Raw genomic sequence first — 24,909 nt, forward strand, 5'->3', positions numbered from 1 at the left:
TTGAAAATTGAATTAAGGATTACACTCATGACTAGCTATATAAATTTCTCTGAATATGCCATCCATGAAACTCAATGCGAACAGATCAAAATGTTGAATGGCATTTATGCCTGCATTCAAAATGTAATGGCCAAGTGTGACACCAATGAAAAAGAGTTAATGCTAAAGAATATGGTTAATACCGTTTTAGATGCGGAACAATTTGTCACGAATAACCAAGTTACTCGGTCTCACATGGTTCTAATACTCGACCGTTCAGACATCAGCGAGCGAGCCCAAAGAGTCTTGAATACGAATTTTCAGTGTGTTGATTACAAAGACAGTAAACGCATTGAAATTATTGAGAAGATGTTGGCGTATAAAGACACTTTGGATTGTCCCCATTACGAATTCTATTCATTGATGATGAAAGTGATGCTAATGGCTGGTGTTAAGGTGGGGCCCCAACATATGGATATGCGGGAAGTCTCCGATAGCGATTATGCTCAGTACAATCTTTTAGAGTTGTCGCAACTGTTGTGCAAATCGCTAGCGTTTTCAGTAGCCATTAACAACCGTGACATTAAAGTTCGAATTAAGAGTGGAACTGAACTGGTAGGTGGACAGGAAGTACAAACGATGAACCTATTTTTCAACAATCGTCGTGTATCAAATGTTCATCATTTGGTTATTAACAATGAAAGCATTGAAAACTTTATGACAGGTCTATACGAGTTCCAACACCAACACTAAACACTTGATAGAAAATCAAATCGGGTGCTATTATCAAAGTTCATTAATGGTCATAGCACCATATTTCTGCCGAAAGGCTATTTGTAAACAAGGGGTCTACCATGCGAATCTCTACCAGTGATTCTTCTTTAATCGTGACTTTTGAAGACTGTACTTTAAAAATCACCGATACAAGCTCAAACGTACAAGCCAGCCTATTCCACTGGACTGTAACAAAAGTACGTATACAGCAACAACTGTTTAAAGTTAGTAAGTCCGTGTCTTTCAAGAACTTTTTTGACAATACAATGCGCCATGTTCTGTTTCAGAACAAGGATTTGAAAGTCGAAGTAGTTCAAGAAAAGCTTAAGGCTCTCACCATCACTCACCTAACATTTAACGACTCAATAGTAGTGACTTTGAATGATTGGGAAACTATCTGCAAAGCTGTCGAAGCTCAAGTTCAACTCAGTATGAGAACGAACCCAACAAAATTCGAAGCACTGCAAGATCAAATGATGGAATCGCTAAAAAAAGCGATAAACAACTAATAAAAATGGGCATTGCGCCCATTTTTTTTGTAAGCCCTAATGAACCAAGGGCTTAACATTACATGACTAAATGCACTTGATGAAATATGTAACACAATGCTAGTATCAACATTGTTGTTTTATAAGATATTTTGAACGACATTCCGAAAGGATATATCAAGGAGAATCATTTCCAGACATTGTCTGAACTTTTACTAGAATTAAAATCCGGATTAAATTACCAGTGTAATAATTACTCTTGTGATCAATTTTGATTTTTATCTCGGTGTTTTCGTCAAACATAATACCTCTATACTGTTGTCAGTGTTATTCACTACGCACACAGACAAATTAAGCATTTGATATATCAAATATTTCTAATGTCAAACTAGATAAAGTGTGATCCATATATCAGATTTCTTAAATTCATGCACATTTCACTCAACCAAGAGTGACGTTTTTGAGTAATTGCTCAAAAGAATGAAAGAAATTATCCTCAAAAAGTTTCTTAAATATCAACCTTTTAGGTATTGACCTATTTTCGCATACATGCTTTTGGCTTAGGTTTGTAGGAAAAATCTCTCGCTGTTTCACAAACCGTGTGATAAATTTCAAGCTCAAAAAAAAAGCAGTAAAAAATATTACTACATTATAGATCGCTGGTTAGTTATTCATGTACAAAAACATCCTTTTAGATAACCCGGAAATTCAAGTGGTTAACGTAAAAACTGAACATAGCTCAAGTTTCGAATGTTCAGTTCAATTAATGGAAAAAACTAAAGCTGCTATTATTGCATCTAGACAATGCGTTAAAAGCATTAATGGCTTGTCTCTTGTTCAATTGTCGTTTTTTGAATGGGTTTGCGATTTAGTTGCAGTTCAACCAACAGCTGTGCAATTTTTAGGTATGGGTGTAAGTAAAGCCCTAATCAACGCTCTGTTTCTTGAACAAATAAATCTAACTATCGATGGAGCCCAGTTCCATTATTATATCGAAAGCTGTATTCAGTCTGAGTTCTTTGGGTATATCTTCCAAAATGGACGCCCGATCCTGAACTTAAATATTGCAAATTAAAAGTAACTTAATAACTGATTCTATCAGTTGTTATTCCGGTCTATCCGGGTTGCCGAAAGGCTGCTAAACAAGGAGTTTACAAACGAGTACATACCTAACCAGAATGTACCTGTCTATTTGGACGTTATCTCGTCTCCTCTGTTTCTTCAGAAACAATCCCAACACTAAGCACGTTACGATTTTTTATAGTTTCTGCTTATTAGAATCTTTATCAGATTCCTTAGACCCCATTATCAGCTGAAAAGCAATCCATTAAGGAGTAATACCCATGAAAGTATTTTTAACTTTAGCAATGATCGTAGTTGCACTAACCGGGTGTGCAAGTGCACAACTTGACCAATCCTTTGAACGTCCTACTAATGAAGATGTAGCAATCCACAAAGCGGATGAAATGATCGGCCAGAAACTAACTGTTATTGTTCCTCACAACAACAATCTGTTAGAAACTTTGGAAGTGAATACTTCAAATGTAGGACTGACAAGAACACGCGTAAGAGACAGTAAGTATCCAATTCAGACGTTTATGGTTGATCATAAACGTTATTCAAATGAACTCGTACTTGCAAATGACACATTCTCTTTCGTAGAAGAGGTCTGTAACTACGAACCTGGTATTGGACCTTTTTTGTTGGAGGGAGAATATATCGATGAAGATACACGATGCCTCTATAACAAAGATAAGACATACCCGCCAAATCACTATCGTTCGTTTATTTCCGGTAAATACCAAAAATTGGCAACGAAAGTAGGGGAAAGCTATCAGTTCCAAATACAAAAGGCAGAATCTCATCACGATACCGGCAGCAATGTTTGGGGTGATTACTACGTGAGTGATAAGGATAAGTTCGTTAAGCTTGACACCATACTTAACCGCTTTCTACGTTACACACCAACACCAGTCGAAATTGAGTCGGCGTATCCGAGAGAAGCACTATATGAGGCCTTAAAACGCCATAGCGGTTCTATGACCAAATCTGAACATGACTATGTCATTAAAGTGGATGAGTTTTACGGCCGTTACACTATGTTCCCACATCAAATCATACTTCCTACTGAAGATGGTATCGTGGCAATAAAGGTAAAAGTAAGATCATATCGCGATGGTAGCATGGCAACACTCTATGCGGATTTTTATCCATACATCGATAGTAGTGAAGTTCATGGTCAAGAAATTGTGATTGATTATACTAAGCTTCAGACCGTTTTAGACAAATTTGTAAAAGACGTCAAAAATGATTGAAGCACATACATAAACGGGTTTAGGCAGTACGCTTTTACCCGTTTTTTTATACCGTTAGACTATGAGGCCAAGGCATGCTTGATGCTGAAAACGCTCATGTTGAGCAAAATTTAAAAATCACTGCGGAACAAGAAGAAGTACTTAATCAGTACAATGAAAAATTAATCAGAACTAGTATTTTCCGCATGTATATCCTCGTTTTGGCCGGACCTCTAACAGCGGGAATATTATCTTTCGTCGGCGCAGTCTTAGCATATCGCCTTAAGCCAGAACTGATTGGTACAATCTGGTTATCTCATTCAAAGAAAATTATAACCACCAGCGCAACATTCATTGGTCTTGAAGTCCTTGGGCTTTTGTTGAACGATACAAAAGCAGTATTCCCCATAATGATTATTTCAATAGTCTTTGTTTTAATCAGAACCTACAGAGGCATGCTTAAAGCGTTGCGATTTCGAGCATTTTAGCGCACTGACATGTCACCAACATTAGAAATAAAAAAGGACGCACATTGCGTCCTTTTTGCTATTTCACTTAACCAAAAATGATTTTCCAAGCTCAACACACAAACTCAAAACCACGTAACTAAATGTGGCTGCGGCGGCGCACAGAACTGGGAAGTATGCGCTAATTATAGCGGCATAAGCGTTAGTTTCCATTTCATACAAATGAAAATAGGAAGCACATATAAGAAATGCTACTGGGATCAGATATCCACTTAAGTACAACTTAACGTTTTCTGTTAATAGACCTGAATAGCTTATTAGCATGCTTATTGCTGATACACCGAACATAACATCACTCGATGCAGTGAACATTTGCCAAGCATCGAAAATGAAGGTTATTGCGGTGGTAATGGTGAGTGATATTAAAAATAAACTCATTTATTGACTCCTTGATTAATTAATCGCTTTTCAGCTGGGTTTTATTGTAAGAACAGTAGAATAGTAGCGATGCACACAAATCACTGTCAATAGAAAACACCAACATAAACACAGAAGAAAGGTTTGAGGGAAAGTTGTGCTGGATTATCGGCATATTGAATACCCAATACAATGCCAAGCACGCAGTAGTTGCAACTTAGAAGAAAGGGGTGCAAAGCACCCCTTATTATTACCGTTATTTACCAAATAAAACTGTTTCACCCTCATCGAGCAATTGCTTAGCACTCCAACATATAGATGTTAGTACTGCCGCGACGATAGGGGGAAAATACACACTAACTAAAAAGTTGTATGCAGTTTGATCAATGATGAAATCAATGGGTAGGTGACTCATAAAAATGAGCGTTGCCGGAACCAAATAAACCAACAACAATGGTCTGTTCGTCTTGGACGAAAAACCAAGCGCACCTAAATATGACCATACTGATGACAGAACAAGCCAAGTAAAATCACACGTGAAATTATATGAATTGGACACATTAACTTGAGTAACGATACCAAAAGCATGTGAAGCTATTAGCCATACTGTAGAAATTGATTGGAAAACTATAAATAGAATTTTCATGATATACACCTTGATTAAGAGTCTTACGACGGGTCTATTGCACAACGCAACAAAATTCTATGATACCACAGCTTGTCATCGTAGCTGTACTTCTTCTATGTCATTAACATAAAAAATCGTGGGAAGCACTCTCATTTCAGTGTATTTTTATTAGGCTATTTTCGACAAACATAGAATTTATTACATAGTTCTGAACATAAACCTAAGTTAGGAAAGCAAATGAACAAGTTTCAAAAGTTCAGCACAGCTGCATTTATCGGCCTCATTATAACTAATGGACTCTTGATTAAACGCGTTTCTGTACTCGAACAAGAATCGAACAAAAGTGCTGCAGAGCAGTTTAAAAAATACATAATGGATAACCCTCAAGACCTGATTAGCTCATTACAAAAATTTGATGAAAACCAACGTAATGAAGCCAAGGAGCTACTGGCTATTAAGGCTCGTGCTCATAGCAACGAATTACGGAAGGATGCATCTGACCCACACCTCGGGAATCCCAACGGAAAACATTTGATCGTTGCTTTCTTAGACTATAACTGCGGGTATTGCAGACAAACTGAGAAAATCCTTGAGCAATTGCTGGCAACAGACCCTGAAGCGAAAGTGATAGTCAAAGAATTCCCAATTTTCCCAGACATACCATCTTCAGCATATGCGGCAAAAATGGGTGTTGCTATCAACAAATACCGTTCAAAGCTCTATAACGAGTATCACACAACCTTAATGTCAGCTACAAAGGCATTAACGATTGAAGAAGTGGACCAAGTTATCATCAATTTGGGTATCGATATAAAAGAATTGAACAGGTTTGCTCAAGAAGCTGAAGAACATGTCCAATTGACTCACCAACTTGCTCAGAATATAGGTGTTACTGGTACCCCGACTATGTTTGTTGGTAAAAATATGGAACCACTTAGCACGGTTGAAACCCTAGAGCCTATTACTTCTCTGTTTTAATCCTGACTATCATGCAATTTCAAACTAGGAGTTCAGCTTTGGTAGATCAACTAAAACTGGCAACTTCAAAGTAGACGGTCTTCTTACCAGTGATACACATAGGCTACTTAATCTAACATTGACTCAATGGGAATACTTCACTGCATTCCCATAGTTATAAGGGCATGTATGGCCGTACTATCAAAAGAACAACGTCTGGAACTTCTAGCACAATCAACATACGCTAAGAAAACATCCTCAACCAATAAGGGCAAGGCAAATAAGAGCACTTCCGATTCTTCAACTGAACTTAAACGTAAAACCGGCTTTCGAAAGTTAACGCAATCCCAAATCGATAAGTTGACCTCCACGAATAAACAGGTAGATACAAAGCAACTTAAATTAGTGATTTCCGACCCACAATCGAAGATCAGTAGAAACCCGCACCGACAAGAATTAGACCGATTACACGATAACCCTCACTTCATAGATAATGATCCTGAACACTATGAACAAACCCAGTTTTTTTGTCAGATCATCGATTTGTTCCCGCTTGAATATCGCATGACATGTGCAACACCAAATGGAGGTCAACGAATAAAAGGAGAAAGATTTCGACTGTTAGGTGAAGGCTTGCAACCTGGTTGGCCGGATACACAATGTTCAATAGCCAGGCAAGGCTATCACGGTTTATATATTGAATTTAAAAAGCCACTAAACAAATTTAGAAATGAAAATGAAGCAATCAAATCTGTCAAGGCGCATCAACGATCAACGCTACGTATGCTTAATTACTTTGGAAACTGCACGCACGTTGCATTTGGTTGGCAAGAAGGTCTAGATATTTTTAAAGCTTATCATGGCTATGGCGACAAAACGCTATCTGAGCTTGAACTGTTCTACCCCAGAGAATTACTTTTGCCACCAACCGATGGCGAGGAACTTGAATTTCTGCGTGAGTGGTTTACGTTTTCTGACCAACCTTAACAGCGATTTTACTGGCTACGCCGTTTTGCTAAGACCCGTAGAAAAACTATAAACAATGAATAACTATGCATCTGGAATTGAAAATATGAGAAATATATCGGGGAAAGACAAAAATATTTGGTTTGGAGTGCATGATGATTCATTGGATTGAATACATGGTGCTTTTAACTTCAAAAACAAAACTTAAGTTTTGTGGGATTCGATGTATAATTTTTGTAACTCTCACTAATAAAGGCTAAATATGAAATTGCTAAGAAACATACCGATTGTCGTATTATCTTGCGCGGTTGTTTCGGCTTATGCTGATTCATACCCGAAACTAGATGGTAATGTAAAAGCTATCGGAATTACGGTTACGTCAGTTTCAAATGAAGTGAATGAACTCGTAGGTAACACCCAAGATACAGAATCATTAGTCGATGATAATAAGCGGCGAATAGACAACATTCATTTAAACGTTTCTAATCTGGATTCTCTTAAATTAGCATGTGTTGCCAAGGGGAGCACTACATCTTCAACCACCAGCGGTGCTTATACGTACAATTATAGGACTACCTATAATTGGTCGAGCCCTAATTGTAATACGTCAACAACCTTAGTAAGCAAATCGCACAGTCCAGCGTATAATTCCTGCGTTAGTCAACCAAGCTATACCACAAAATCAAACACACGTAATAGTGACAGCAGTTGTACATATTATGTTTATACTTATACCGTAAGTCATTATTGGAATAGTTCTTCAAATTCTTGCGCTACTAAAACTGAGCTCACCAATACAGATCGGTTGTCGGGTGGGATGGGTTGTGGCGGGGGTCACCGAAATCGTAATTAGATTCACGAGTACTTTTATGACAAACAATTTGCGAACAATAGCAGTAATAGTACTTACTTTATTAGCAGTACTATTTTTTAGTGCTAGATCCACATTAATTCAAACTTTTGGTATCGATGCTGACGTTGCAACAGATTCTATCGTGTTAGGTTCGAAGGGGCTGTTGCTGGCACTCTATTTTATTGCTGTATCTTCTTTCACTCTATCGAAGGGGATTCCTGCAATACCATTCATTCTTGCTTTAGGTTCGAAACCTATTTTGCAAAATTTATACGGACAAGATATTGATGCTATGCCTACAGTACTATCTATCATGTGCATTCTGTCCTTAGTACTTAGTTATTACCTTAAGCATAAGTTCGACAGAGAGTATTGAAGCCAAATTCCTAAACTCGAACAACTAAACATCAGCGGCCTATTTGCCGCTTTTTTTTTACCGTAATATTAGCAGCAGCTAATAGGATGGTAATATAACCTGAATTGTATTACCATCCTATTAGACTAAGCTAATTAAAGTTTCTGCGCTCGGAATTTACGCTAGTCAGTGGTTTTTTCGTCATCCACCAGCGATTGAACAACATTTACAGTTTTTTGCTTTATGAGAGGATTCATGACCAACAACCTTCAAATTAAAAGTGTTACAATGTCACGTAATGAAGTAATTGAAAGTCAGAAACATAACCTCATCGTTCGACGCCCGCAGACGGATGCGTTTCGTGAAGCGATCGTAGAAAGCTATCAGAAAAAGGTAAGTAATCCGGATCGGGGACGCTTACCTCGATTTAAAGTAAAAATGGTTTCTGTGGAAGAACTTGCACATTCCATTGATCCAAATTTTTCAGGTTACGAAAACTGGTTAAGGCAATATCAGGAATTTCAACTCGAACGTGGGGGAAAAAGCCATTCGTACATCAGCTCGTTAAACACAACTATGCGAGCTTTTGATTCTTTCTGCGTTGAGCAGCAATCATATTGCTACCCAGCTCACCCCCGAACGATTGCCTATTGGTTCGAGTCATTAATCAGCCAAGGAAAGAAAATTAACACCGTAAAGCAGCATAAGGCTATGTTGTCGTTTTTATTTGAGACAATCTTCGGGGTTGCCCCTAACCAGAATCCTGCAAAGCATGACCTCATAGTAAATACAGTCATAAAAGCTGCGAAAAGGGATATTATCGAAAGTGACAATGTCACGGATAGAGAGCTACAAGCGTTACCTATGCGAATTAGCGATTTGGAAGCTTTACATCAAATCACTACTAGAGCCAACGCTAAATATTTCCGGGATCTTGTCTTTGTTAGTCTTTGCTATGCCACTATGCTACGTGTCAGTGAAATCCGTACATTGAAGAAGTGGCAAGTACAAGAGCATATGAATACTGAGGGAGATTATCAAATAGTCCGGGTTCGCTCAAAAACTACAGATTCCCCAGAGCCCAAAAGTGTAACTGGTGACTTTGCTAATTTATTGCGTGAATACCTTGAGAGGTTTTGTATACCACTTAATGATAAAGACTTTATATTTTCTGAACTTACCCATTTTCAAGGGTTTAAGGATCCTAAAAAACCAATGTCTCTAAAAGGTGCCATTGAAATTTTTGGACGATGTCATAAGCGCCTATACGGTGAAGACACAACTAAGAAACTCGGGCGCAGAGATGTCTTTACTGCACACAGCTGTAGGGTAGGGGGCGCGATTGACGGCTTTATTATTCATAAACTTAGTGTTGCTGAATTAATGGTACTTGGTGATTGGAAAAGCGAAGAAATGCTATCGCGGTATTTGCGTGGTGTGGCCGAATCCCTGAATACCAAAATACAGTCTAAGTTCATCACTGGTTAGACGGCATTGTCTGAATTTTAGGATTGGGGCAGACTAACCCACGAACCGTTCACATAAAAAATAATTCATTTGCGTTTGTACGCTGGTGGGCTGAAGACTAATTGCGCCTAACTCGAGTTTCCATTAATATCGATCATGAACTTCTACTTTATGTAGACTTAACCTGCTGTAAAGCTTTTAACTAAGGAGTCACAATCATGACCGATAAAATCATACCTCGTAACCAAGTTCCATCCGATTATTCAAACCTACTACTAAGAGAAGCTGGTAATTCGCATCCGATTATATTGGCTGAAAATGGTGGTTATTTTTGGAAAGAAAATCCAAGTGTAGCTAACCTTATTAGTCAAGTTGGTCTGAATAACGTATGCCACCTACTTCTAACGATGGGCTTTGACCAAAATAGTGATGTTTATAAACAGCTTTACCGCAATTTGGGAGTCTCTTTGTCTCGATATGAGTCAGTAATCTATCAGGATGAGGAGAAAAGTAAAATTGAGGTACTTACTAATGAACAAGTAGCAATCTTAATAAAGAACGCAATCAATTTTGGTTACATAACGGGAATTACCGACGACCACAATGGCGATGTCAATATATTTGGAGATGCTGGAGAAACGTATGGGCAAATGTTTCTTGATGCTAATGGAATACCAAAGATCGAAGATGCTAAATCTTCTGAATCTATGGACTTTTCATTCAAGCACCCAGGAACTGGCGAAATTAAAACCGTCACCCTTCAAGCATGGGAAATTCAGAACAAATTAGCTGACCAGTTAATTGATGAATTGGAATGCGACTGCTCTCCTGTTGGAGAAACCAACGTCGTCGAATGTAACTGTGACAACTACCTTTATGAGTTTGAGTTACAAGAACGCAAGTAAAACTCAGCTGAAAAGCAATAATAAACAAGGAGAAATCAATTATGAATAATGCTATTCAATCTAAGATGACAACGCTCACTGCAGCTCCAGATTTACACCATGAGTTTGCTATGAGTGCAAAAACATCTATCTACCGAGCCAAGCCTTCCTTACCACTACGTACTTTACTTGACCGAAATTTGCTCCAAGGCTCCACACTAAATTTCGGTAAAGGGAAATACGATGTTGATTCTCTGGCCATAACGGAGAATATAGGGATTCAATGCATTGACTACGATTACACTTGGGCAAAATGGGACATTATGGGCTCTAGCTTTAAGTCAGTCGTCGCAATGTATGTATTGAATACCTTATCTAGACAAGGTCGAGATTTCGTTTGGAATCAGCTTGCTAGAGTGACAGACGACTCTAATGGTTCTCTGTTCGTAGCCGTCCGGAGCGACCGGAAAGGTATGAAGGGTGAACCTTTTGAAGATGGAGTCAAAACTAGCCGTGGGACGATACAGGTAGCTTATACTGATGAAATGTTAATCTCGGAAGCTACTCAATACTTCGGGCATGTAGAAATAATCCAAAGCAATTCAAGCTTTATACTCTGCAAATGTAAACACGCTGCAGAAGCTGCTATTAAAGCGGATGACACGCAGATGGCATTAGCTTTATAACACAAACCAAAAGACCACCTTAGAATTCGGGTGGTCTTTACAATTATTGAGTAGAGCGTGGAAGACTTTTCCTGAATCTATAACCTAGCGTATTACCCTCAATAAGGTACCATTTCTTCAGAACTTAAAATGAAGTTAAATCATCAGCGGAGGAAAAGCAGATGAATAACAAACAGCAAACCCAAGCACGAATAATGATGATCATATATGCACTTGGGTTTCTTTACACTGGCAAAGCCATGTATTCGGATCCATTTGCAATAAGCTGGTTCATTTGGAATACATTGTCGGTCGTACTGTTTGTAGTCACTAGCTTAGTTACAAATCGGAACAACAATTGGTTGGTTATGGTTGGTCCAGTATGGATCATAACTTTACTGTTATCTGTAATATCTAAAAATGGGGCGTTAAGTTAAAGTTGCCGCTGCAAAATTTAAGTTATGCTAGGGTATATGTACAGTCAAAAAGCAAAACCATTTTTGGAAGAATTAAGCATTTTACAGAAGAATGTGCATGTAGAAATTGATGCAAAATTTTGTGAACTGGTTTCTGATGTACAAATCATAGAGCGTAGAGAGCGAATTCTAGATTCGTTACCCGAAGAACTTAAGCAATTTGGCAATGTCCTTTACAAATCGTAAGCAGGGGGAAATATGGGCTTCAAATTTGTAGCAAGCACCTTTGTACAAAAGGGATATGAGACCAGTAAAGGTGAATGGTCAGAGTCAGCTCTAAATGATATTGCCAAGCTTAAATATCATTATCCTGAATTAGCTCAGTGGGGCGAACTAGCTTTAGGGAGCGCATGGGGTTGCTTTTCTCAAGATGTGTACCTAGTTAATTGGTCAGATTTTGGCTTAGAAACACGCGATGAAGATTTTCTATCTTATTGCTATTGGAAGCAAAAAAAAGGTCGTTGGAATCTAGGGTTGGATTTAGGGCTTTTGTCAGAACTAAAAAGTGAGTGGCAATAATGTCAAAACCAGTAAAACCTCTGCAATTCTATGCATTAACACTGTTCGCGATTGCGTATTCAGCTTTCTTTGTTTTTCTCACTTTCGGAGACTTTGATAGTCCAATATCTAATTGGACTCCTTATATTGGTAACTTTCTTTTCGATAACTTCGGTATTACAGCAAGTTCGGAGGTCCACCTCAATTTGTTTATTCATTTTGTCGTATGGATAACTATTGCATTGGTTATTGTCAAATTTAAAGAACGTGCGTGGTATGGGAGTTTTAATGCGGTTAACGCGGCATATGAACTAGAACTTAGACAAGCCGCTTTTCGTAGTAGTATAGGAAATGTTCTGCACGTACACGTCGACCGTGGTAGCTTCTTTACTAATACAATTTCAACCATTGAGACAGAACAAGGCATATATAGAGTCGTTGGTGATGTTGGTTCTGTTCAAAAGGGATTGCCTATTATGCGTACTCAAGAGAAGCTTTATGTTGGTGTTTCAAGTGAAGAAGGTTACACATTTATTTAATGGGGAAGTTCGATGGTAGTATGGATAGGTGTTTTTTTGATATTGATTGGTCTAATTTCAGGTTATAAAGCTCTTAAAGAATTTCGGTCAGTGTTCAACTCAGACTCCAAGCTTATAAACACCCCGATGACAGGCAAGTTTTACAAAAAATGTTCCTTTTACTTTGTATTGGCAGGGGCGATTTTGGTTTTATTCCACTATGTTGAACTAACATCATTGAGCGAAGATTCGCGTAACCTAGTTATCGTTTGGTCATTACTAGTGGCGTTTGTCTTTGTGATTTATAGCCTGATTCAATCTAGAGCTAACTCAAAGCTATTTAATGATATAGCAAGTCGAATTAATAAGCTTCAAAGGTAATATCAGTATGTTTTTCTCGAACCAGAACTATGGTGCAGTACAAGACTACAAAATCCTCATGAAGCTGAATAATATCGAAATGTCTAAACAGGTTTTCTTCGGCCACACCCACGCTCGATAACCAGCATTTATAATTGCTTCAAAATATTACGTTTTTAGATGCTAGTCTGGAATTCATTAGAGCTTTAATGGCTTTTACTTTGTCTATTAACGATTTCAACAATCTTCGGCCGTTAGTCCTTCCTGAAAAGACTTGAGAACCTTGCGTGTTTTGGTTTTCCAGTATAATTCTAGGGTAGATCAGAAATAGCTTAGGGTACTCCTACAAAGAAACTTAACTCAGTTCTCTGCAGAGACAAATTACACCCTATAAATGGCGTAATACGCCATTTGATTTTATTTATATCGTATCTCCCAGTAAGGTTTTAGAAATGACCACATACACCCAGATGGATCTCTTTGGTGCTGTAGAGCAAGCGTATTTAGAAAGTGACGGTAAGCTTAATCAAAAAGAACTCTATTCAAAAGTAGCCAATAAACTCTCTATAAAACCACAAGAGCAATATGGTGAGGTAGGTAAGCAAAAGAACGTAAACCTCTTTTACCGTGCTGTGCGTTGGGTACAGCAATCACTAAAAGCAAAGAAACTTCTTACAAATGTAGACAAGGGCGTTTGGGAGCTTTGCGGTACCGCTAAAGAAAAACTTCACATCATTAACGAAGCAAAAAGTGTTGTGGCTATGTCTACGACATTAGGATTAATGCTCTGCTCTAAGAGTGAGAGTGTCTTTGATAACGACATCATAGAAGAAGATATTGATTTGGTACTAACTTCACCGCCCTATATCCTTCAAAATCCCCGAAATTATGGAGGGACAAATCAATCAAAAGAATGGGTAGCGTTCATTATGAACATTATCAACAAAATTTCGCCGCGGCTAGCTGACGGAGCTAGCATTTGTCTCAATGTTGGCCAAGATTCCTTTCATAAAGGAATGCCAGCGCGACAGACACACATAGAACGACTCATTATTGAAATGGAAGATGCGGGATTTTGGCTTGTAGATCGCCTTATTTGGATGTCAAACAAAGCTCCTACACCTTACGCATGGACTTCATTGAATCGTCATATGCTGAAAGCGAGCTACGAATTCTGTCTACACTTCACAAACAACCCTTTGAAGCTGCAAAGTAACAACCAGCGCGTTCTACTTCCGCATACAGAAAGTCACAAAGCATTCGTAGTTAACGGAGGTACACTAAAAGCCGCAGTGAATTCTGACGGCGCACACCGTAAAAGTGTCGGTGACTATAGCAACACCGATTTAGAAAAAGGTAAATTGGCATCAAACACCCTTTATTTTGCGAACAAATGCAAACACAATGAAGCGGTTAATCGTTTTGCAAAAAAACATGGCATACCGACGCATGGTGCAAAAATGCCGTATAGACTAGCTGAGTTTTTGGTTAAATATCTTTGCCGAGCTGGTGGCCTGGTTGTTGACCCATTCGGTGGCTCTGGTACAACCGCTCAAGCTTGTGAGGATACGGGTCGACGTTGGATCTCAATCGAACCCGTCCTTCAATATATCAAACAGTCATTTGTGCGATTCTCGTCGCTGAACGATGATGTTTGGTATAATCCAGCTTTTGTAGCTTAATTTACAAAGAGCCTTTGATGACTTATCAGGAATACAGAGTCCTTATCGATCAGTGGACAAAAGCCGTTAACGAGGCCGGGTTTAGATTGTCTGATGACAAACCAATCCCGTTAACGTTCTGGAAGACGTTTCTGGGCATCAAACGTAAGGTACATCAAGATATGTGTGCGATGAAGCACAATACCCAAGGGGAGGTTTGTCCATATAAACTTGTACCCGCTTACTACGTAAAGACTATCTACTACGTAAAGCGTCTTGATCACAATGCGTTTCTCGAAGAGGTGAAAATCCATATTCCACAATTTGAGGCCGACAAGACATCCTAGCGGCTTCAAATGTTCTGCCTGTTATTTTCTCAGACAGATTGGAAGGTTGAAAGTAATTATGGTTGGATGCGGTGTTGCATGGTGGCAAGGTGTGTTTTAGTAAATAGGAAAACGCAATTATTTATTACTAACTACAGAGAGACCAACGTCAGACTTTAAGATATCGATGGTTGTGGGATTAGAATAAAGTTTCTGAGTAATAAGGTTGATACTAAGTATTAAAGTGTCATACATACTAAATTGGCAGCGTTACCTAATATCGCTGCCATTTTCCCTCGCTATGCAGTTGGAGCCGCACCAATTCGTCTTAGAGCAGTAACAGCCTCCGTGATACCAAAATCCTCTTGTTTTGGTTTTAGGTTGTTATTCATATCAGCAAAAGTAAAAGCTGCGTGATAAGCATTCACACGCTCACGGTGTAGTGCTTGCAATGCGATCACGACCAATTCTCTATCATCTTGCAGCTGTTCTAATTCCATACTTTCCCCTTATCCGTCTGGTTGTTCGATAATTGTTGATAGAGCCTGTTTAGTTGCGCTTTCAAGCGAGATCTCATTGTTACGATACGATCGTACTATTGAGTTAAACTTCTGGTTATCACAAACACAGAAAGCCAAATTAACCCCGTTAGTTTCATGTAATGACTTTCTAATGTTCTCAATAGCTTGAGTGCTATACATGACTCACTTTCCCCCTTAATCACGCCTAATGTTCAGATCGATTCTAATAACGGCAAGAACCGAGTTACTTATCTTTTTAGTATCAGACTTATTCCTCTCCTACAATGGTCTGATAAAAAAGGGCAGTAGTTAGCAAAATGCTTGTTGAACGGATTAATAAGAATCTGCTTTTCCGCAATAACAGATCCCCCCTAACTCTAATCGTTTTCAAAATTAGATTCAGCAAACAACCAATAGCATATTAGTGGGATCCACTCTATTTTAATTGTAAATCACATAAACTATTATTGATAATTTTGAATAAACCATGTGGTAAACCAACCTTGAATGGAGCTCTATAGTGAAAATTTCATACATAAGACTAGTAATCACCTTCGTTGTGGTTTTTCTAGCTGGATCAGTCCAAGCAGGGTCTTACAACAAACTTGATGGTTCAGTCGAGACGATCGGGCTTTCCGTCAGTTCTATTGGTGAGGAAGCAGAACAACTTGTTTTAGACACCGAAGATACCCAAGACCAGATAGAAGACAATGCGGAACGTATTGCCGCGATCAAATTGAATGTTAACCATCTAACAACATCAATGGATGAATGCTTAGCAAAAGCGAATTCAACATTCACACAAATCTCCGGGATATATACGTACGTTTACTCAAAAAAATACGATTGGGAAAGCCCTAACTGTGTTGAAACCATAGCACTTAAAGAAACGCGTACTTCTTTAATCTACAAATGTTCATCTGGTTACAGCTTAAGTGGTTCAACTTGCACTAAATCAGGTACTACTTGTCGCAAGCAACAAGGATATTATGTAAGTGCTTCAGGTAAATCTTTCCGGCTCTACAGATTTCTTTGGGGTGGTACTCTAGTCTGTTCCACATTTTACAGCGGCAACCGGAGACCAGTCACTTGTAAAAATTACTCAACTGGCAGTCAAACTTATTTTTATGAAAGTGAACACGGACACGTAAACGCAAGTTATTACATTTGCGGGCCTACACAATCCAGTGCTCCAGCAACTGCCTATTGCCCTAGTGGATTCACACGTAGTGGAAGCTATTGCAAAAAATAGTCATTAAAAATTCGCTGGGGATGGTGATTATCGCTATTCCCATGCTTTAACTCCTTCCAGCACTAACCCAAAGCAACAAACACATAGTTCAAAAATCCCAATTGTTGTTAATCCAATCTAGTTGCTTTACACTCATTAGTGATGACCTGTTACTACAGGAATTTACCGCCGAAAGGCATCTAAACAAGGAGTAATACTAATGCAATTGCCAACCCAGCATAACCGCATACTTGAAGCAGTCCTTCCGTTAGTGAAAGGGTGCTACGAATTACCAAAGTTTCCAGGAAAGAAAGTTTTTATCATTGTCCCTCTCTCGGGCGGTATTGACTCCTTTTCTGTAGCATACGTAATGCTAGCGCTGTTTCCGAACGAACCATTAACTTTCTTACATGCAGACACCGGCACGGAAAAGTATGGCACGAAAGAGGCTTTCGACCAATTCGAGGCTATCACAGGAAGAAAGGTTCTAAAGCTGATTCCGAAAGATGATATGCTGACAATGATCGCCAATTCCGGTTCTAAAGGTAATTACTTGCCTTCAAGAACTGCGAGGACATGCACCCAAAAGATGAAAACACTCCCTTTCGAGCGCGTCTATGATCAATTGATTAAGATGCACGGACCGGATACGGTGTTTTTAAACCTAGTAGGCATTCGTGCAGACGAGCCAACTAGAACTGGCATAGAGTGGAAAAATAAACAGGTAGCTACATCTTTCCCGTTACAGGCTCTCGGGCTTGTCAAGCAAGATGTGAATCAGATAATTGATTCTATACATGGTTCTCTACCTATGTATTATTACAACCACTCGCGTTCGGGCTGCCAAATCTGTATTTACTCAAGGAAAAGTGAGTTGATTGACTCCTGGGTAAAAGCGCCCGAGTTAGTTTCTAGGGCCGCAGACTTGGAAGAAGTTCCTCAAGCTACTCTGAAAGTGTATAACGCACTTCCTAAAACAATTTCAGAGATAACTGGTATAGCACGTAATTGGATGCGCTTTTACCGCCCTTCTCGGTTAGGCTACGAAGACGCTGAATTCGAGCACTTCAGAGGAAAGAAAACCAAGTTCGTAAATGGTCAAGTTGACTTATTTGGTGCCGACCGCAGTAAAATCGTCTACTTAGCCGTTGAGTATGAGTACGCCTCAGAAACCTTTGGATTTTGTGCAGAACCATTTGTGTATTTTGAAAGGATTATAACTTTTTCAAATACACTTGGTGGTATTAAGACTGCAATGAAGAAATTCTGGTTACATAGGCTCAATACTCGTTCTCTTCATGGAGCTTTTTCGGAAGACGATATGAAAAACAAGCGACAATTGCAGATTCTTGAAGTTGAAGTTTATAACTACGATATGGAAATTCCACCCAAGCCTGAAGGCGTATTTACTTGGACTGCCACACAAATTCCAATATACGCAATTCGCAAGGCTATGGCTGTTTTTGAACATATCTTATTGACCGAAGGCTTCCATCAACAAGCCCGGTCAAATAAACCTTCTGAGAGAAAAGACGCAATTAACGCTTTAAGTAAAATTGCTCAAGATAAATGCTATGGGCGCATACTTAGTTCAATGAAGTATGATCCACTACCACACAGTGAGTTAATCGATGATTTTGACATCGTTGATGAACCTGTAGCTTGTTTAGCTTGTTCACGTTAACCCAACACCCCTCTCAATGAAGAGGGGTGTTTCATTTATAAATAACGCTTCACACATATTTTTTTTGGATTAGACTTAGACGTTCACTGAATTTACTAATTCTCATAGGGGTAATCCAAAATGACTTTCATCCAAGATATTTTAGTTGGTGTATCAATAGGGGGCTCTATTACATCCCTCCAATGCATCATCTTTTTACTTTGGTACACCTCATATTTCAAACCGCATAACCGAAAAAGTTTCTTTAGGGCTTAAATCGTGAACGCTGTTAGCAAAGTAGCTCAAACGTTTAGTTCGTGAATATAATACGGTGATGATTGTTTAAGTGAACTAACTATTAAAGATAGAGATAGGATATGAAACATAGATTAGTTATAGGTTTGGTCTTTACTGCTCTACTTACAGGCTGTGGAGAACCCGCTTCGAACTCCCGCTTACCAGATAAAGTTAAAGGCAACTTCTTCGATGATATGCGGCAGCGCGATATTAACGATGAACCAATAGACTGCCAGGTTCTCGTTGACTATATCGACACAAGTAGCAACCACTATCGTTATACTGATGTTTTGAAATATATGGACATTGCAGATTACCAATTCAAACAGTGTCGTTCTCAACTTGAAGCTCGCAGAGTAGAAAAATGTGCAAGAGATATTGACTTAACACAAGAACGATTCTTTGAAAGTAAGATCGACCGAACGGGTAGGATGGTGTTTGACCGCTTCGAGAGAAAGATATGTAAAGTTGAAATAGCCAATCGCCTAGAAAACTATAATCAAGACTATATTATGCCAAGTTCGGACAGCAATTTTCTCGAGCTCTCAAGAATCAACAAACTGGTCAATCCTACATTCATAACGGAAATCTCATGGGATCACAATGATGTTTACGCCATATACCTATCAACCACCAGTTCGCACTACAAACTTTTCTTTACCGACCAATCGAAGTATGAACAAGCGTTAAAAGACTTCCGTACGCTACTGCCTCAAATCAATCCTAACTAACAAAATATTAGGAATCAAAACCGGAAATTCCGCCGTTTGGTTTGCAGACAATATAGAGTACTAGATTTTCCTCTATTAATTTTATGACCAATTAATAGAGGACAACCCATTTATATGCGTGGATTATTTGTTCACCATAAAACAAAGTAATGAATGCACTTAAAGATAAGTATGGGCCAAAAGGGATGGTCTGTTCATATTCTTGTTTACGAAACTTAGCGTAAACAGCCAATGCAAGGCTAATTACCAGTGCAATTAAAATCGCCAGAGCAATTACTACTGGTAACGAACCTACACCTTCCCATGCCCCAATTGCTGAGAACAATTTAAAGTCGCCATAACCCAACCCCTCATTCCCCGTTTTCCATCGATACAACCAATAGACAAGCCATAGTGATAGATAGCCAACTATTGCACCGCCTATTGATGAATCTAAAGAAACCTCTCGAATCCCTACATATGAAACTGCAATTCCTATCCAGACTAAAGGTACTGTAATAGAGTCAGGTAAGGATAGGTGATGAAAATCGATGAATGTACAAACAATCAACGAATACAAAAAAGCTAGGATAAGAACTGTGTTAACCGTAATTCCTTCATTGAACAATACAAAAATGGTTACGAAAATCGTAACCGCAGATAACAATCTATGACTTAACATAGCTGTATTTTTAGTTGGCAATAGAAAGCTTCTACATGAAAAGCTGGCTTTCAACTGCGTTTCATCTAATCTTCCAATGACTTCAGTACTTTGATCACCCAATGCCTGGCTTAAAAAATCTACCGTTTCAAGCCGCCATTCTTCATGCATTTTCAAAGGTAGCGCTTCGACTAAGTAGTTCAAAACCGCGCTCATGCCCCATGAAACTAAGATCGCCAGAGCAATTAATATAGGTGACACTTCCACAATAAATATTCCCTAATACTGAGTTCACATAAGTTTGGGTTGCCTTGCTATAACTGAAAAGCAAATTTATTATAATGAATCACACGCAAATTAACCAATGCTGAATCAGCATCAATCAGCAACATTGACAGGCTGCTGAAATAAATACCATGGTCAGTAAATTGTCAGATAGGAAACCAATAGATGCTAAACAACTACGACCAACTCGAACAAAAAATTGTTGGCAAATCTTGTCTATTGAGCGTCAAGGCAACAGACAACAAAGAAAAAATCGCAACAATCCGATTCACATTTGCTCCTGTAGCCGAATCATCTTCTCAAGGTAGGGGGAAAGCCGGTAACTGGAAAGAATCAACTGATTTTTTTCTTGATGTAAATTCCGAGCTTATTTCTTTTGGCCAACTGTTGACTGGTTATAGAAGACAGGTTCATTACCAATTTCACAAAGGGAAGGAGGTCATAATTAGGCGTAACCCTGACTATTCTGTTTGGGTGAAGCTTAAGAATGGTCAAACCGAGTTAGAGGTAGTGTTGAGAGATACCGATTGCTTTCATGTTCTGACACTTGTCTGCATTTCAATCGCGGATAGATATAGCTTAACCAAGTTAGAAGCATTAACCCTTCTTAGAAGCACTCCCCTAAAGAGAGAATAATATCCATGTGATGTCACTTACGTCTTATAACACCTTAAAGGAATAGAAATGCACAAATCACTTACTACGGTAGCCTTGCTACTTGCAATTTCGGGTTGTACAAGTCAGAACAATATTGCGAACGCTCCTACAGATTCACACCGTAACAAACAGCTTGCATCAAAACTAGTGTCGATCCACAAACATGAAATAGCGGAAGGGAAAGAAATTACTCTTCTACGTTACATAAATGATAAAGACCAATTATGTTTTCAGTGGGTTAAATCAGCAAAAAAAACAGATTCAGGCATCGAGACATCTATCGCTGTTCATTGTGGTAAATATGAGATTCGCCATGATAATAACTCTGTCTTAGGTTCCGTTGGCGAATACGTACCTATCGATATCCAGGCTTTGACTGAGTATCGAAATAAAGATGGTTTGCTCGTGCAAAGTATTGCAATCTAACATTGGAAAAGTAGTAGTAGGGGGATTCGAGTATTTAAATAATCACGCGTCACATGAATTAAACTGGGTAATCTAAACACTGTTAAGTAATCAAATTTTGGAATATCTCGAACCTTAAAGGCAAGGTTGACAGTCCAACCATTTCGATACAATTAGTCAAGTGATCAGAATATTGAGTGATAAATGAAATGGCCTTTAAATACGGAATTAAACAAATTACGACAGCAGCAGTGTTAAACAAAACAATTGCAGGGTTATCAGTAATGGAAGTTACTCGTATCAGCAATATCATTACTCGTAACCTTAACGAAAGCACTCGTACTCTATTAGCTGTCTCTGCAGATAACATTGTAGCTTTTCAGCTTGATGTCGGACTTAACTTCAAAGAGTTCGAAAATGAATTCGCTGTAGCGGAAGTAATATTTACTGTGTCTACATCTAAAGATGATTCATTTAAACCGACGTTTATTAAAACAACTTATAACCAAGCCGTAAAGAAAGCTAACACGTTAACAATGCCTATCACTCGAAACGCAGTTACAAGCATGATTCATTATCATAAAGGGAAAGTTCCCGTGAACGGTTCAACTATTTCTGAATGGTATAAAGATTTCTTAAAGGCTGGTAATCATGCCATGGCAACCTATTTGAACGCAGCAATCATAAACAAGGTGTTTTAGTGGAATATATGATAGAGCCCTGAATACAAGTCAGGGCCTATTTATAACTAACTGATTAATGCGGAACGATTTAGAACTCCATTAACACTATCATGGTCAAATACTAAGTTGTTTGTGGGCTTAATCGGTTTCCCTTGATACATCAAAGTGAATCGATTCCCGGTAACTAAATAAAAGCCGTTTAATGCACCTGTGTGACGAACTACTATTTTGTCCTCTTTCACTTTCTTAAATTTTATTATTCTTCCAGTTACAAAGTTTTTGTCAGGTGACAACATCCGTTTTGCCAAGAAGCTTGAGTTCCTTATCTGGTTCTTGTAGTACGACCCTCTAGTCGACAATGGAAATTCTGGTTCAAGGAAAGCGGACGGTGTCGCAATAAAAATGCCGTGTGGTACTACGTAGAGCCGACTGCCGATTTTATTAAATCTTAAACCATTATTGATTGCTTGCTGCAGAACACCAAAAAGCTCCACTAAGAAAGGTACGTCACTTTCTGAAAAGTTGATGGGCGCACTCCAAGATGGACGTTCCAATAATAATGGGTTGCCACGCTCAACTCCCTCATCGTCAGTAGACAACTCAGTAGATACATCCCTTTCACCATCTGAACCGAAATTTGTGAATGATACCAATGTGCCTTCTAATGCAGCTTTGAAATCATCTTCGGACATTTCCATCCAAGAAAATTCATTAATATGAGGCGGTAAATCTTCCTCATCGACTAAAGACATCAAATCAATGGGCTGTCCAAAGCCATCAACACCTTCATGTTGTGAATTTCGGGTTAACTCGTCATGTTCGGTCGGACTGCTTGGTTTTGTTTCTTTTATGGTGGAGTTAGTAGCATTAGCTTTGGGAGGAACTAAAGGTGTGGGATCCGGTTTCTGTTCCGCTGGCAGTACCGGCTTCGGATTTGCTGGTGGATCAATTTTTTTACCTTGCTCATTCATTACAGTGGCTACATCAGCGGTGGTTGGTATGAGGCTCATCGCTGAAGTTACAGAACTATTTTTACGCTTCTTCGATTTTTTAGTTTTCTTCTCACCTTGAGAACTCTGCGGGGTATCATTGTTTGGATTCACTTGCTGCATAGGCTCAACTATTTCTTTTGGAGCACAATGACCATCGGAACCTTGTGACAACAACCCTAAAAGATCAGTACCACTTACGGTTTGGCTAGCTCGTTTCATTTCTACCTTGAGGTCTGCCACCTGTTTAGATGCTGGCTCAGATTGAGCTTGCTCTTTTTGACTAGTAGATGATTTTCCACCTTGTCCAGTGCTAGGTTCAGGGATGTCTGACAACGGGCTAGTAGGTTGAGACAATATACCAGACAGCGAAGAATTAAATTTTTCGGGTGCTGCTTTTCCTTCAATTGACCTCAATGGTACGTCTTCAGCTGCCGCCGCCTTTTGGCTTTCTGCCAGAGAATTGATGGCTTGTTTTACTGCATCACCTTTGTCCTCATCAGACAGAGATTTAATAGAAAGGTGAACATCTATATTATTAGCGTCTGGTAGCAAACCTTCTGGGTCAAAAAGGTTGGCATCAAAGACGAAGCATTTAATATCCTTCTTATCTTTATCAATCTCGGCACCCACTTTTGTAAACTTAATCCACCACATCGAATCCCCACTCGGTGATGGTATAGTGAACGCCTCTGTTATCATTTGTTCAAAATGGCCTGTCTTCTCTGGTAGGTTGGTATCAGATTTCTCGAACTCTTGCTTGAGAACTTTGTACAGAGCAATTCCGGAGAAATAGATTTTATCCTCCTTCTTAACTATCGTAGAAAAGTTTTCGTTGTTTACAGTCAAACTATATTCAGTAGGTGCGCTTAAAACTCGCAAAATTGCAGCCTTAACTTTCCCAATCGTGCTTGAAGTCGACTGACTATCGATATTCGAAGAGGCGATTTCAGTGACGTTATTTTTACCTAGTTCAGTCGAAGTGGTATCGCCAATCTTTACACTTTTTCCTATCGCATCTGCGTTTTCATAGTCTCCGCATACAGCATGATATAAGTCTAACTCTAATTTAGGGTGAGCAGAGGAAATCCAGTCATAACCGTGCTTTGGAATGGTTCTACAAAGTAGAACAGGAGCCAACAACATATGTGAGTTGTATTTGTAAATTACTTTTCCAGTCTTGTTGGATTTTTTACGTCTAACTCTGTACTCAACATTACTAGTTTCAGGAGGTGGATTGGACGATAGCGGCGACCAAGTAATGAAATCAGATTTAGGGTCAACACGAACAAAAAAACGATTATCGGAAATTGCCTTTCCGAGGTCATGATGTAAGGCAGCTATGAAAACGGCGTAAGAAAAAAGGTTCTTATCTCCATCGATATCTTCTTCTTTTCCAGTAATGGTGTATATGAATTGAAGGCGAGCACGGAGAGCATATAGGGTAGCTTCAACTAGGTGAGTAATTAGGCCAAAGGGCTGAGTATGGTGATAGGATTCTGATGCCGAAATACTTTGACAATATGATGCAACCTTTTCTAAAACAGGCAGGTAGTATTGATTGAAATACTCATCTGAAACACCAACAGTTACGCGAATCTTCCTGATTAAACTATCTAAATTTGGTTGAGCTAATATGGTAGAACCATCTAAGAAACGGTCTATCTGAAGACCATTAAATGTATTTTCCTTTTCTTCTTTCTCACTTTTAGATGTATGGATACTTTCTTGTGATTTGCGTAGAAAGGGAATAATATTTTTGAACATTAAAAGG

26 protein-coding genes are annotated in these 24,909 nt (G+C 38.9%); 21 read left to right on the forward strand and 5 right to left on the reverse strand.

Going from position 1 to position 24,909, the window contains the following annotated elements; translation table 11 throughout:
* The first annotated feature begins 27 nt into the window (after nt 1–27).
* The 5 genes from HUO09_RS17350 (at nt 28) to HUO09_RS17370 (ending at nt 4,023) form a co-directional block, all read left to right on the forward strand.
* The gene (locus HUO09_RS17350) at nt 28–732 is read left to right on the forward strand and encodes a hypothetical protein (protein ID WP_188234775.1); all 705 of its coding nucleotides are present in this window, start codon (nt 28–30) and stop codon (nt 730–732) included.
* A gap of 101 nt (nt 733–833) precedes the next feature.
* On the forward strand, nt 834–1,262 hold the full coding sequence (locus HUO09_RS17355) for a hypothetical protein (protein ID WP_188234776.1): 429 nt from the start codon (nt 834–836) through the stop codon (nt 1,260–1,262).
* 652 nt (nt 1,263–1,914) lie between these two features.
* A complete protein-coding gene (locus tag HUO09_RS17360) occupies nt 1,915–2,316 on the forward strand; it encodes a hypothetical protein (protein WP_188234777.1) in 402 nt (133 codons plus the stop codon).
* 268 nt (nt 2,317–2,584) lie between these two features.
* Nucleotides 2,585–3,556, forward strand: coding sequence for a hypothetical protein (locus HUO09_RS17365; RefSeq protein ID WP_188234778.1), 972 nt, complete (start codon nt 2,585–2,587; stop codon nt 3,554–3,556).
* Between the two features lie 74 nt (nt 3,557–3,630).
* Nucleotides 3,631–4,023: a hypothetical protein gene (locus HUO09_RS17370; protein WP_188234779.1), complete on the forward strand. Its 393-nt coding sequence runs from the start codon at nt 3,631–3,633 to the stop codon at nt 4,021–4,023.
* A gap of 63 nt (nt 4,024–4,086) precedes the next feature.
* Here HUO09_RS17370 and HUO09_RS17375 read toward each other — a convergent pair whose 3' ends face one another.
* The gene (locus HUO09_RS17375) at nt 4,087–4,440 is read right to left on the reverse strand and encodes a hypothetical protein (RefSeq protein ID WP_188234780.1); all 354 of its coding nucleotides are present in this window, start codon (nt 4,438–4,440) and stop codon (nt 4,087–4,089) included.
* A gap of 235 nt (nt 4,441–4,675) precedes the next feature.
* On the reverse strand, nt 4,676–5,065 hold the full coding sequence (locus HUO09_RS17380; protein WP_188234781.1) for a hypothetical protein: 390 nt from the start codon (nt 5,063–5,065) through the stop codon (nt 4,676–4,678).
* Between the two features lie 219 nt (nt 5,066–5,284).
* Here HUO09_RS17380 and HUO09_RS17385 point away from each other — a divergent pair, with 219 nt between their 5' ends.
* From HUO09_RS17385 to HUO09_RS17430, 10 genes are all read left to right on the forward strand, one after another.
* Nucleotides 5,285–6,025, forward strand: a complete 741-nt coding sequence (locus tag HUO09_RS17385) for a DsbA family protein (protein ID WP_188234782.1) — start codon at nt 5,285–5,287, stop codon at nt 6,023–6,025.
* Between the two features lie 168 nt (nt 6,026–6,193).
* On the forward strand, nt 6,194–6,991 hold the full coding sequence (locus HUO09_RS17390; RefSeq protein ID WP_188234783.1) for a hypothetical protein: 798 nt from the start codon (nt 6,194–6,196) through the stop codon (nt 6,989–6,991).
* An 848-nt stretch (nt 6,992–7,839) separates the two neighbouring features.
* The gene (locus HUO09_RS17395; protein ID WP_188234784.1) at nt 7,840–8,199 is read left to right on the forward strand and encodes a hypothetical protein; all 360 of its coding nucleotides are present in this window, start codon (nt 7,840–7,842) and stop codon (nt 8,197–8,199) included.
* Nucleotides 8,200–8,433: 234 nt separating this feature from the next.
* Complete coding sequence (locus HUO09_RS17400; RefSeq protein ID WP_188234785.1) at nt 8,434–9,666, forward strand: site-specific integrase; 1,233 nt, start codon at nt 8,434–8,436, stop codon at nt 9,664–9,666.
* A 197-nt stretch (nt 9,667–9,863) separates the two neighbouring features.
* Nucleotides 9,864–10,550 carry a hypothetical protein gene (locus HUO09_RS17405; protein ID WP_188234786.1) on the forward strand — a complete coding sequence of 229 codons (687 nt, stop codon included), beginning with the start codon at nt 9,864–9,866 and terminating at the stop codon, nt 10,548–10,550.
* Between the two features lie 41 nt (nt 10,551–10,591).
* Nucleotides 10,592–11,215, forward strand: coding sequence for a hypothetical protein (locus HUO09_RS17410; RefSeq protein WP_188234787.1), 624 nt, complete (start codon nt 10,592–10,594; stop codon nt 11,213–11,215).
* 653 nt (nt 11,216–11,868) lie between these two features.
* A complete protein-coding gene (locus tag HUO09_RS17415; RefSeq protein WP_188234788.1) occupies nt 11,869–12,189 on the forward strand; it encodes a hypothetical protein in 321 nt (106 codons plus the stop codon).
* Nucleotides 12,189–12,707 carry a hypothetical protein gene (locus tag HUO09_RS17420; RefSeq protein ID WP_188234789.1) on the forward strand — a complete coding sequence of 173 codons (519 nt, stop codon included), beginning with the start codon at nt 12,189–12,191 and terminating at the stop codon, nt 12,705–12,707. The genes HUO09_RS17415 and HUO09_RS17420 overlap by 1 nt, the downstream gene beginning before the upstream one ends.
* Before the next feature lie 791 nt (nt 12,708–13,498).
* Complete coding sequence (locus HUO09_RS17425; protein ID WP_188234790.1) at nt 13,499–14,728, forward strand: site-specific DNA-methyltransferase; 1,230 nt, start codon at nt 13,499–13,501, stop codon at nt 14,726–14,728.
* Nucleotides 14,729–14,814: 86 nt separating this feature from the next.
* Nucleotides 14,815–15,054: a hypothetical protein gene (locus tag HUO09_RS17430; RefSeq protein WP_188234791.1), complete on the forward strand. Its 240-nt coding sequence runs from the start codon at nt 14,815–14,817 to the stop codon at nt 15,052–15,054.
* Between the two features lie 278 nt (nt 15,055–15,332).
* Here the strand turns inward: HUO09_RS17430 and HUO09_RS17435 are convergent, their stop codons facing one another.
* Nucleotides 15,333–15,533 (reverse strand): hypothetical protein, encoded by a 201-nt coding sequence (locus tag HUO09_RS17435; protein ID WP_188234792.1) that lies wholly within the window; start codon nt 15,531–15,533, stop codon nt 15,333–15,335.
* A gap of 541 nt (nt 15,534–16,074) precedes the next feature.
* Between HUO09_RS17435 and HUO09_RS17440 the strand changes: the two genes are divergently transcribed.
* From HUO09_RS17440 to HUO09_RS17450, 3 genes are all read left to right on the forward strand, one after another.
* Complete coding sequence (locus HUO09_RS17440) at nt 16,075–16,806, forward strand: hypothetical protein (RefSeq protein WP_188234793.1); 732 nt, start codon at nt 16,075–16,077, stop codon at nt 16,804–16,806.
* Between the two features lie 199 nt (nt 16,807–17,005).
* Nucleotides 17,006–18,469, forward strand: coding sequence for a phosphoadenosine phosphosulfate reductase family protein (locus HUO09_RS17445; protein WP_188234794.1), 1,464 nt, complete (start codon nt 17,006–17,008; stop codon nt 18,467–18,469).
* 356 nt (nt 18,470–18,825) lie between these two features.
* A complete protein-coding gene (locus HUO09_RS17450) occupies nt 18,826–19,476 on the forward strand; it encodes a hypothetical protein (protein WP_188234795.1) in 651 nt (216 codons plus the stop codon).
* 91 nt (nt 19,477–19,567) lie between these two features.
* Here the strand turns inward: HUO09_RS17450 and HUO09_RS17455 are convergent, their stop codons facing one another.
* Complete coding sequence (locus HUO09_RS17455; RefSeq protein ID WP_188234796.1) at nt 19,568–20,383, reverse strand: A24 family peptidase; 816 nt, start codon at nt 20,381–20,383, stop codon at nt 19,568–19,570.
* A 183-nt stretch (nt 20,384–20,566) separates the two neighbouring features.
* Between HUO09_RS17455 and HUO09_RS17460 the strand changes: the two genes are divergently transcribed.
* From HUO09_RS17460 to HUO09_RS17470, 3 genes are all read left to right on the forward strand, one after another.
* Nucleotides 20,567–21,037 carry a hypothetical protein gene (locus HUO09_RS17460; protein ID WP_188234797.1) on the forward strand — a complete coding sequence of 157 codons (471 nt, stop codon included), beginning with the start codon at nt 20,567–20,569 and terminating at the stop codon, nt 21,035–21,037.
* A 48-nt stretch (nt 21,038–21,085) separates the two neighbouring features.
* Entirely contained in the window at nt 21,086–21,484 is a 399-nt protein-coding gene (locus HUO09_RS17465) for a hypothetical protein (RefSeq protein WP_188234798.1), read from the forward strand.
* A 188-nt stretch (nt 21,485–21,672) separates the two neighbouring features.
* Nucleotides 21,673–22,164 carry a hypothetical protein gene (locus tag HUO09_RS17470; RefSeq protein ID WP_188234799.1) on the forward strand — a complete coding sequence of 164 codons (492 nt, stop codon included), beginning with the start codon at nt 21,673–21,675 and terminating at the stop codon, nt 22,162–22,164.
* Nucleotides 22,165–22,211: 47 nt separating this feature from the next.
* Here HUO09_RS17470 and HUO09_RS17475 read toward each other — a convergent pair whose 3' ends face one another.
* Nucleotides 22,212–24,902 (reverse strand): TraI domain-containing protein, encoded by a 2,691-nt coding sequence (locus tag HUO09_RS17475; protein WP_188234800.1) that lies wholly within the window; start codon nt 24,900–24,902, stop codon nt 22,212–22,214.
* Nucleotides 24,903–24,909 lie beyond the last annotated feature (7 nt).

This window comes from Vibrio sp. Y2-5 (genome assembly GCF_014596725.1).
Classification (GTDB): domain Bacteria; phylum Pseudomonadota; class Gammaproteobacteria; order Enterobacterales; family Vibrionaceae; genus Vibrio.

Bases quoted from the DNA above. Each gene is read 5' to 3' on its own strand.
- HUO09_RS17380 (WP_188234781.1), bottom strand. From the start codon at position 5,065: ATGAAAATTCTATTTATAGTTTTCCAATCAATTTCTACAGTATGGCTA.
- HUO09_RS17470 (WP_188234799.1), top strand. From the start codon at position 21,673: ATGGCCTTTAAATACGGAATTAAACAAATTACGACAGCAGCAGTGTTA.
- HUO09_RS17395 (WP_188234784.1), top strand. From the start codon at position 7,840: ATGACAAACAATTTGCGAACAATAGCAGTAATAGTACTTACTTTATTA.
- HUO09_RS17415 (WP_188234788.1), top strand. From the start codon at position 11,869: ATGGGCTTCAAATTTGTAGCAAGCACCTTTGTACAAAAGGGATATGAG.
- HUO09_RS17405 (WP_188234786.1), top strand. From the start codon at position 9,864: ATGACCGATAAAATCATACCTCGTAACCAAGTTCCATCCGATTATTCA.
- HUO09_RS17475 (WP_188234800.1), bottom strand. From the start codon at position 24,902: ATGTTCAAAAATATTATTCCCTTTCTACGCAAATCACAAGAAAGTATC.
- HUO09_RS17400 (WP_188234785.1), top strand. From the start codon at position 8,434: ATGACCAACAACCTTCAAATTAAAAGTGTTACAATGTCACGTAATGAA.
- HUO09_RS17460 (WP_188234797.1), top strand. From the start codon at position 20,567: ATGCTAAACAACTACGACCAACTCGAACAAAAAATTGTTGGCAAATCT.
- HUO09_RS17435 (WP_188234792.1), bottom strand. From the start codon at position 15,533: ATGGAATTAGAACAGCTGCAAGATGATAGAGAATTGGTCGTGATCGCA.
- HUO09_RS17365 (WP_188234778.1), top strand. From the start codon at position 2,585: ATGAAAGTATTTTTAACTTTAGCAATGATCGTAGTTGCACTAACCGGG.
- HUO09_RS17465 (WP_188234798.1), top strand. From the start codon at position 21,086: ATGCACAAATCACTTACTACGGTAGCCTTGCTACTTGCAATTTCGGGT.
- HUO09_RS17375 (WP_188234780.1), bottom strand. From the start codon at position 4,440: ATGAGTTTATTTTTAATATCACTCACCATTACCACCGCAATAACCTTC.
- HUO09_RS17370 (WP_188234779.1), top strand. From the start codon at position 3,631: ATGCTTGATGCTGAAAACGCTCATGTTGAGCAAAATTTAAAAATCACT.
- HUO09_RS17355 (WP_188234776.1), top strand. From the start codon at position 834: ATGCGAATCTCTACCAGTGATTCTTCTTTAATCGTGACTTTTGAAGAC.
- HUO09_RS17410 (WP_188234787.1), top strand. From the start codon at position 10,592: ATGAATAATGCTATTCAATCTAAGATGACAACGCTCACTGCAGCTCCA.
- HUO09_RS17360 (WP_188234777.1), top strand. From the start codon at position 1,915: ATGTACAAAAACATCCTTTTAGATAACCCGGAAATTCAAGTGGTTAAC.
- HUO09_RS17390 (WP_188234783.1), top strand. From the start codon at position 6,194: ATGGCCGTACTATCAAAAGAACAACGTCTGGAACTTCTAGCACAATCA.
- HUO09_RS17445 (WP_188234794.1), top strand. From the start codon at position 17,006: ATGCAATTGCCAACCCAGCATAACCGCATACTTGAAGCAGTCCTTCCG.
- HUO09_RS17420 (WP_188234789.1), top strand. From the start codon at position 12,189: ATGTCAAAACCAGTAAAACCTCTGCAATTCTATGCATTAACACTGTTC.
- HUO09_RS17425 (WP_188234790.1), top strand. From the start codon at position 13,499: ATGACCACATACACCCAGATGGATCTCTTTGGTGCTGTAGAGCAAGCG.
- HUO09_RS17385 (WP_188234782.1), top strand. From the start codon at position 5,285: ATGAACAAGTTTCAAAAGTTCAGCACAGCTGCATTTATCGGCCTCATT.
- HUO09_RS17450 (WP_188234795.1), top strand. From the start codon at position 18,826: ATGAAACATAGATTAGTTATAGGTTTGGTCTTTACTGCTCTACTTACA.
- HUO09_RS17350 (WP_188234775.1), top strand. From the start codon at position 28: ATGACTAGCTATATAAATTTCTCTGAATATGCCATCCATGAAACTCAA.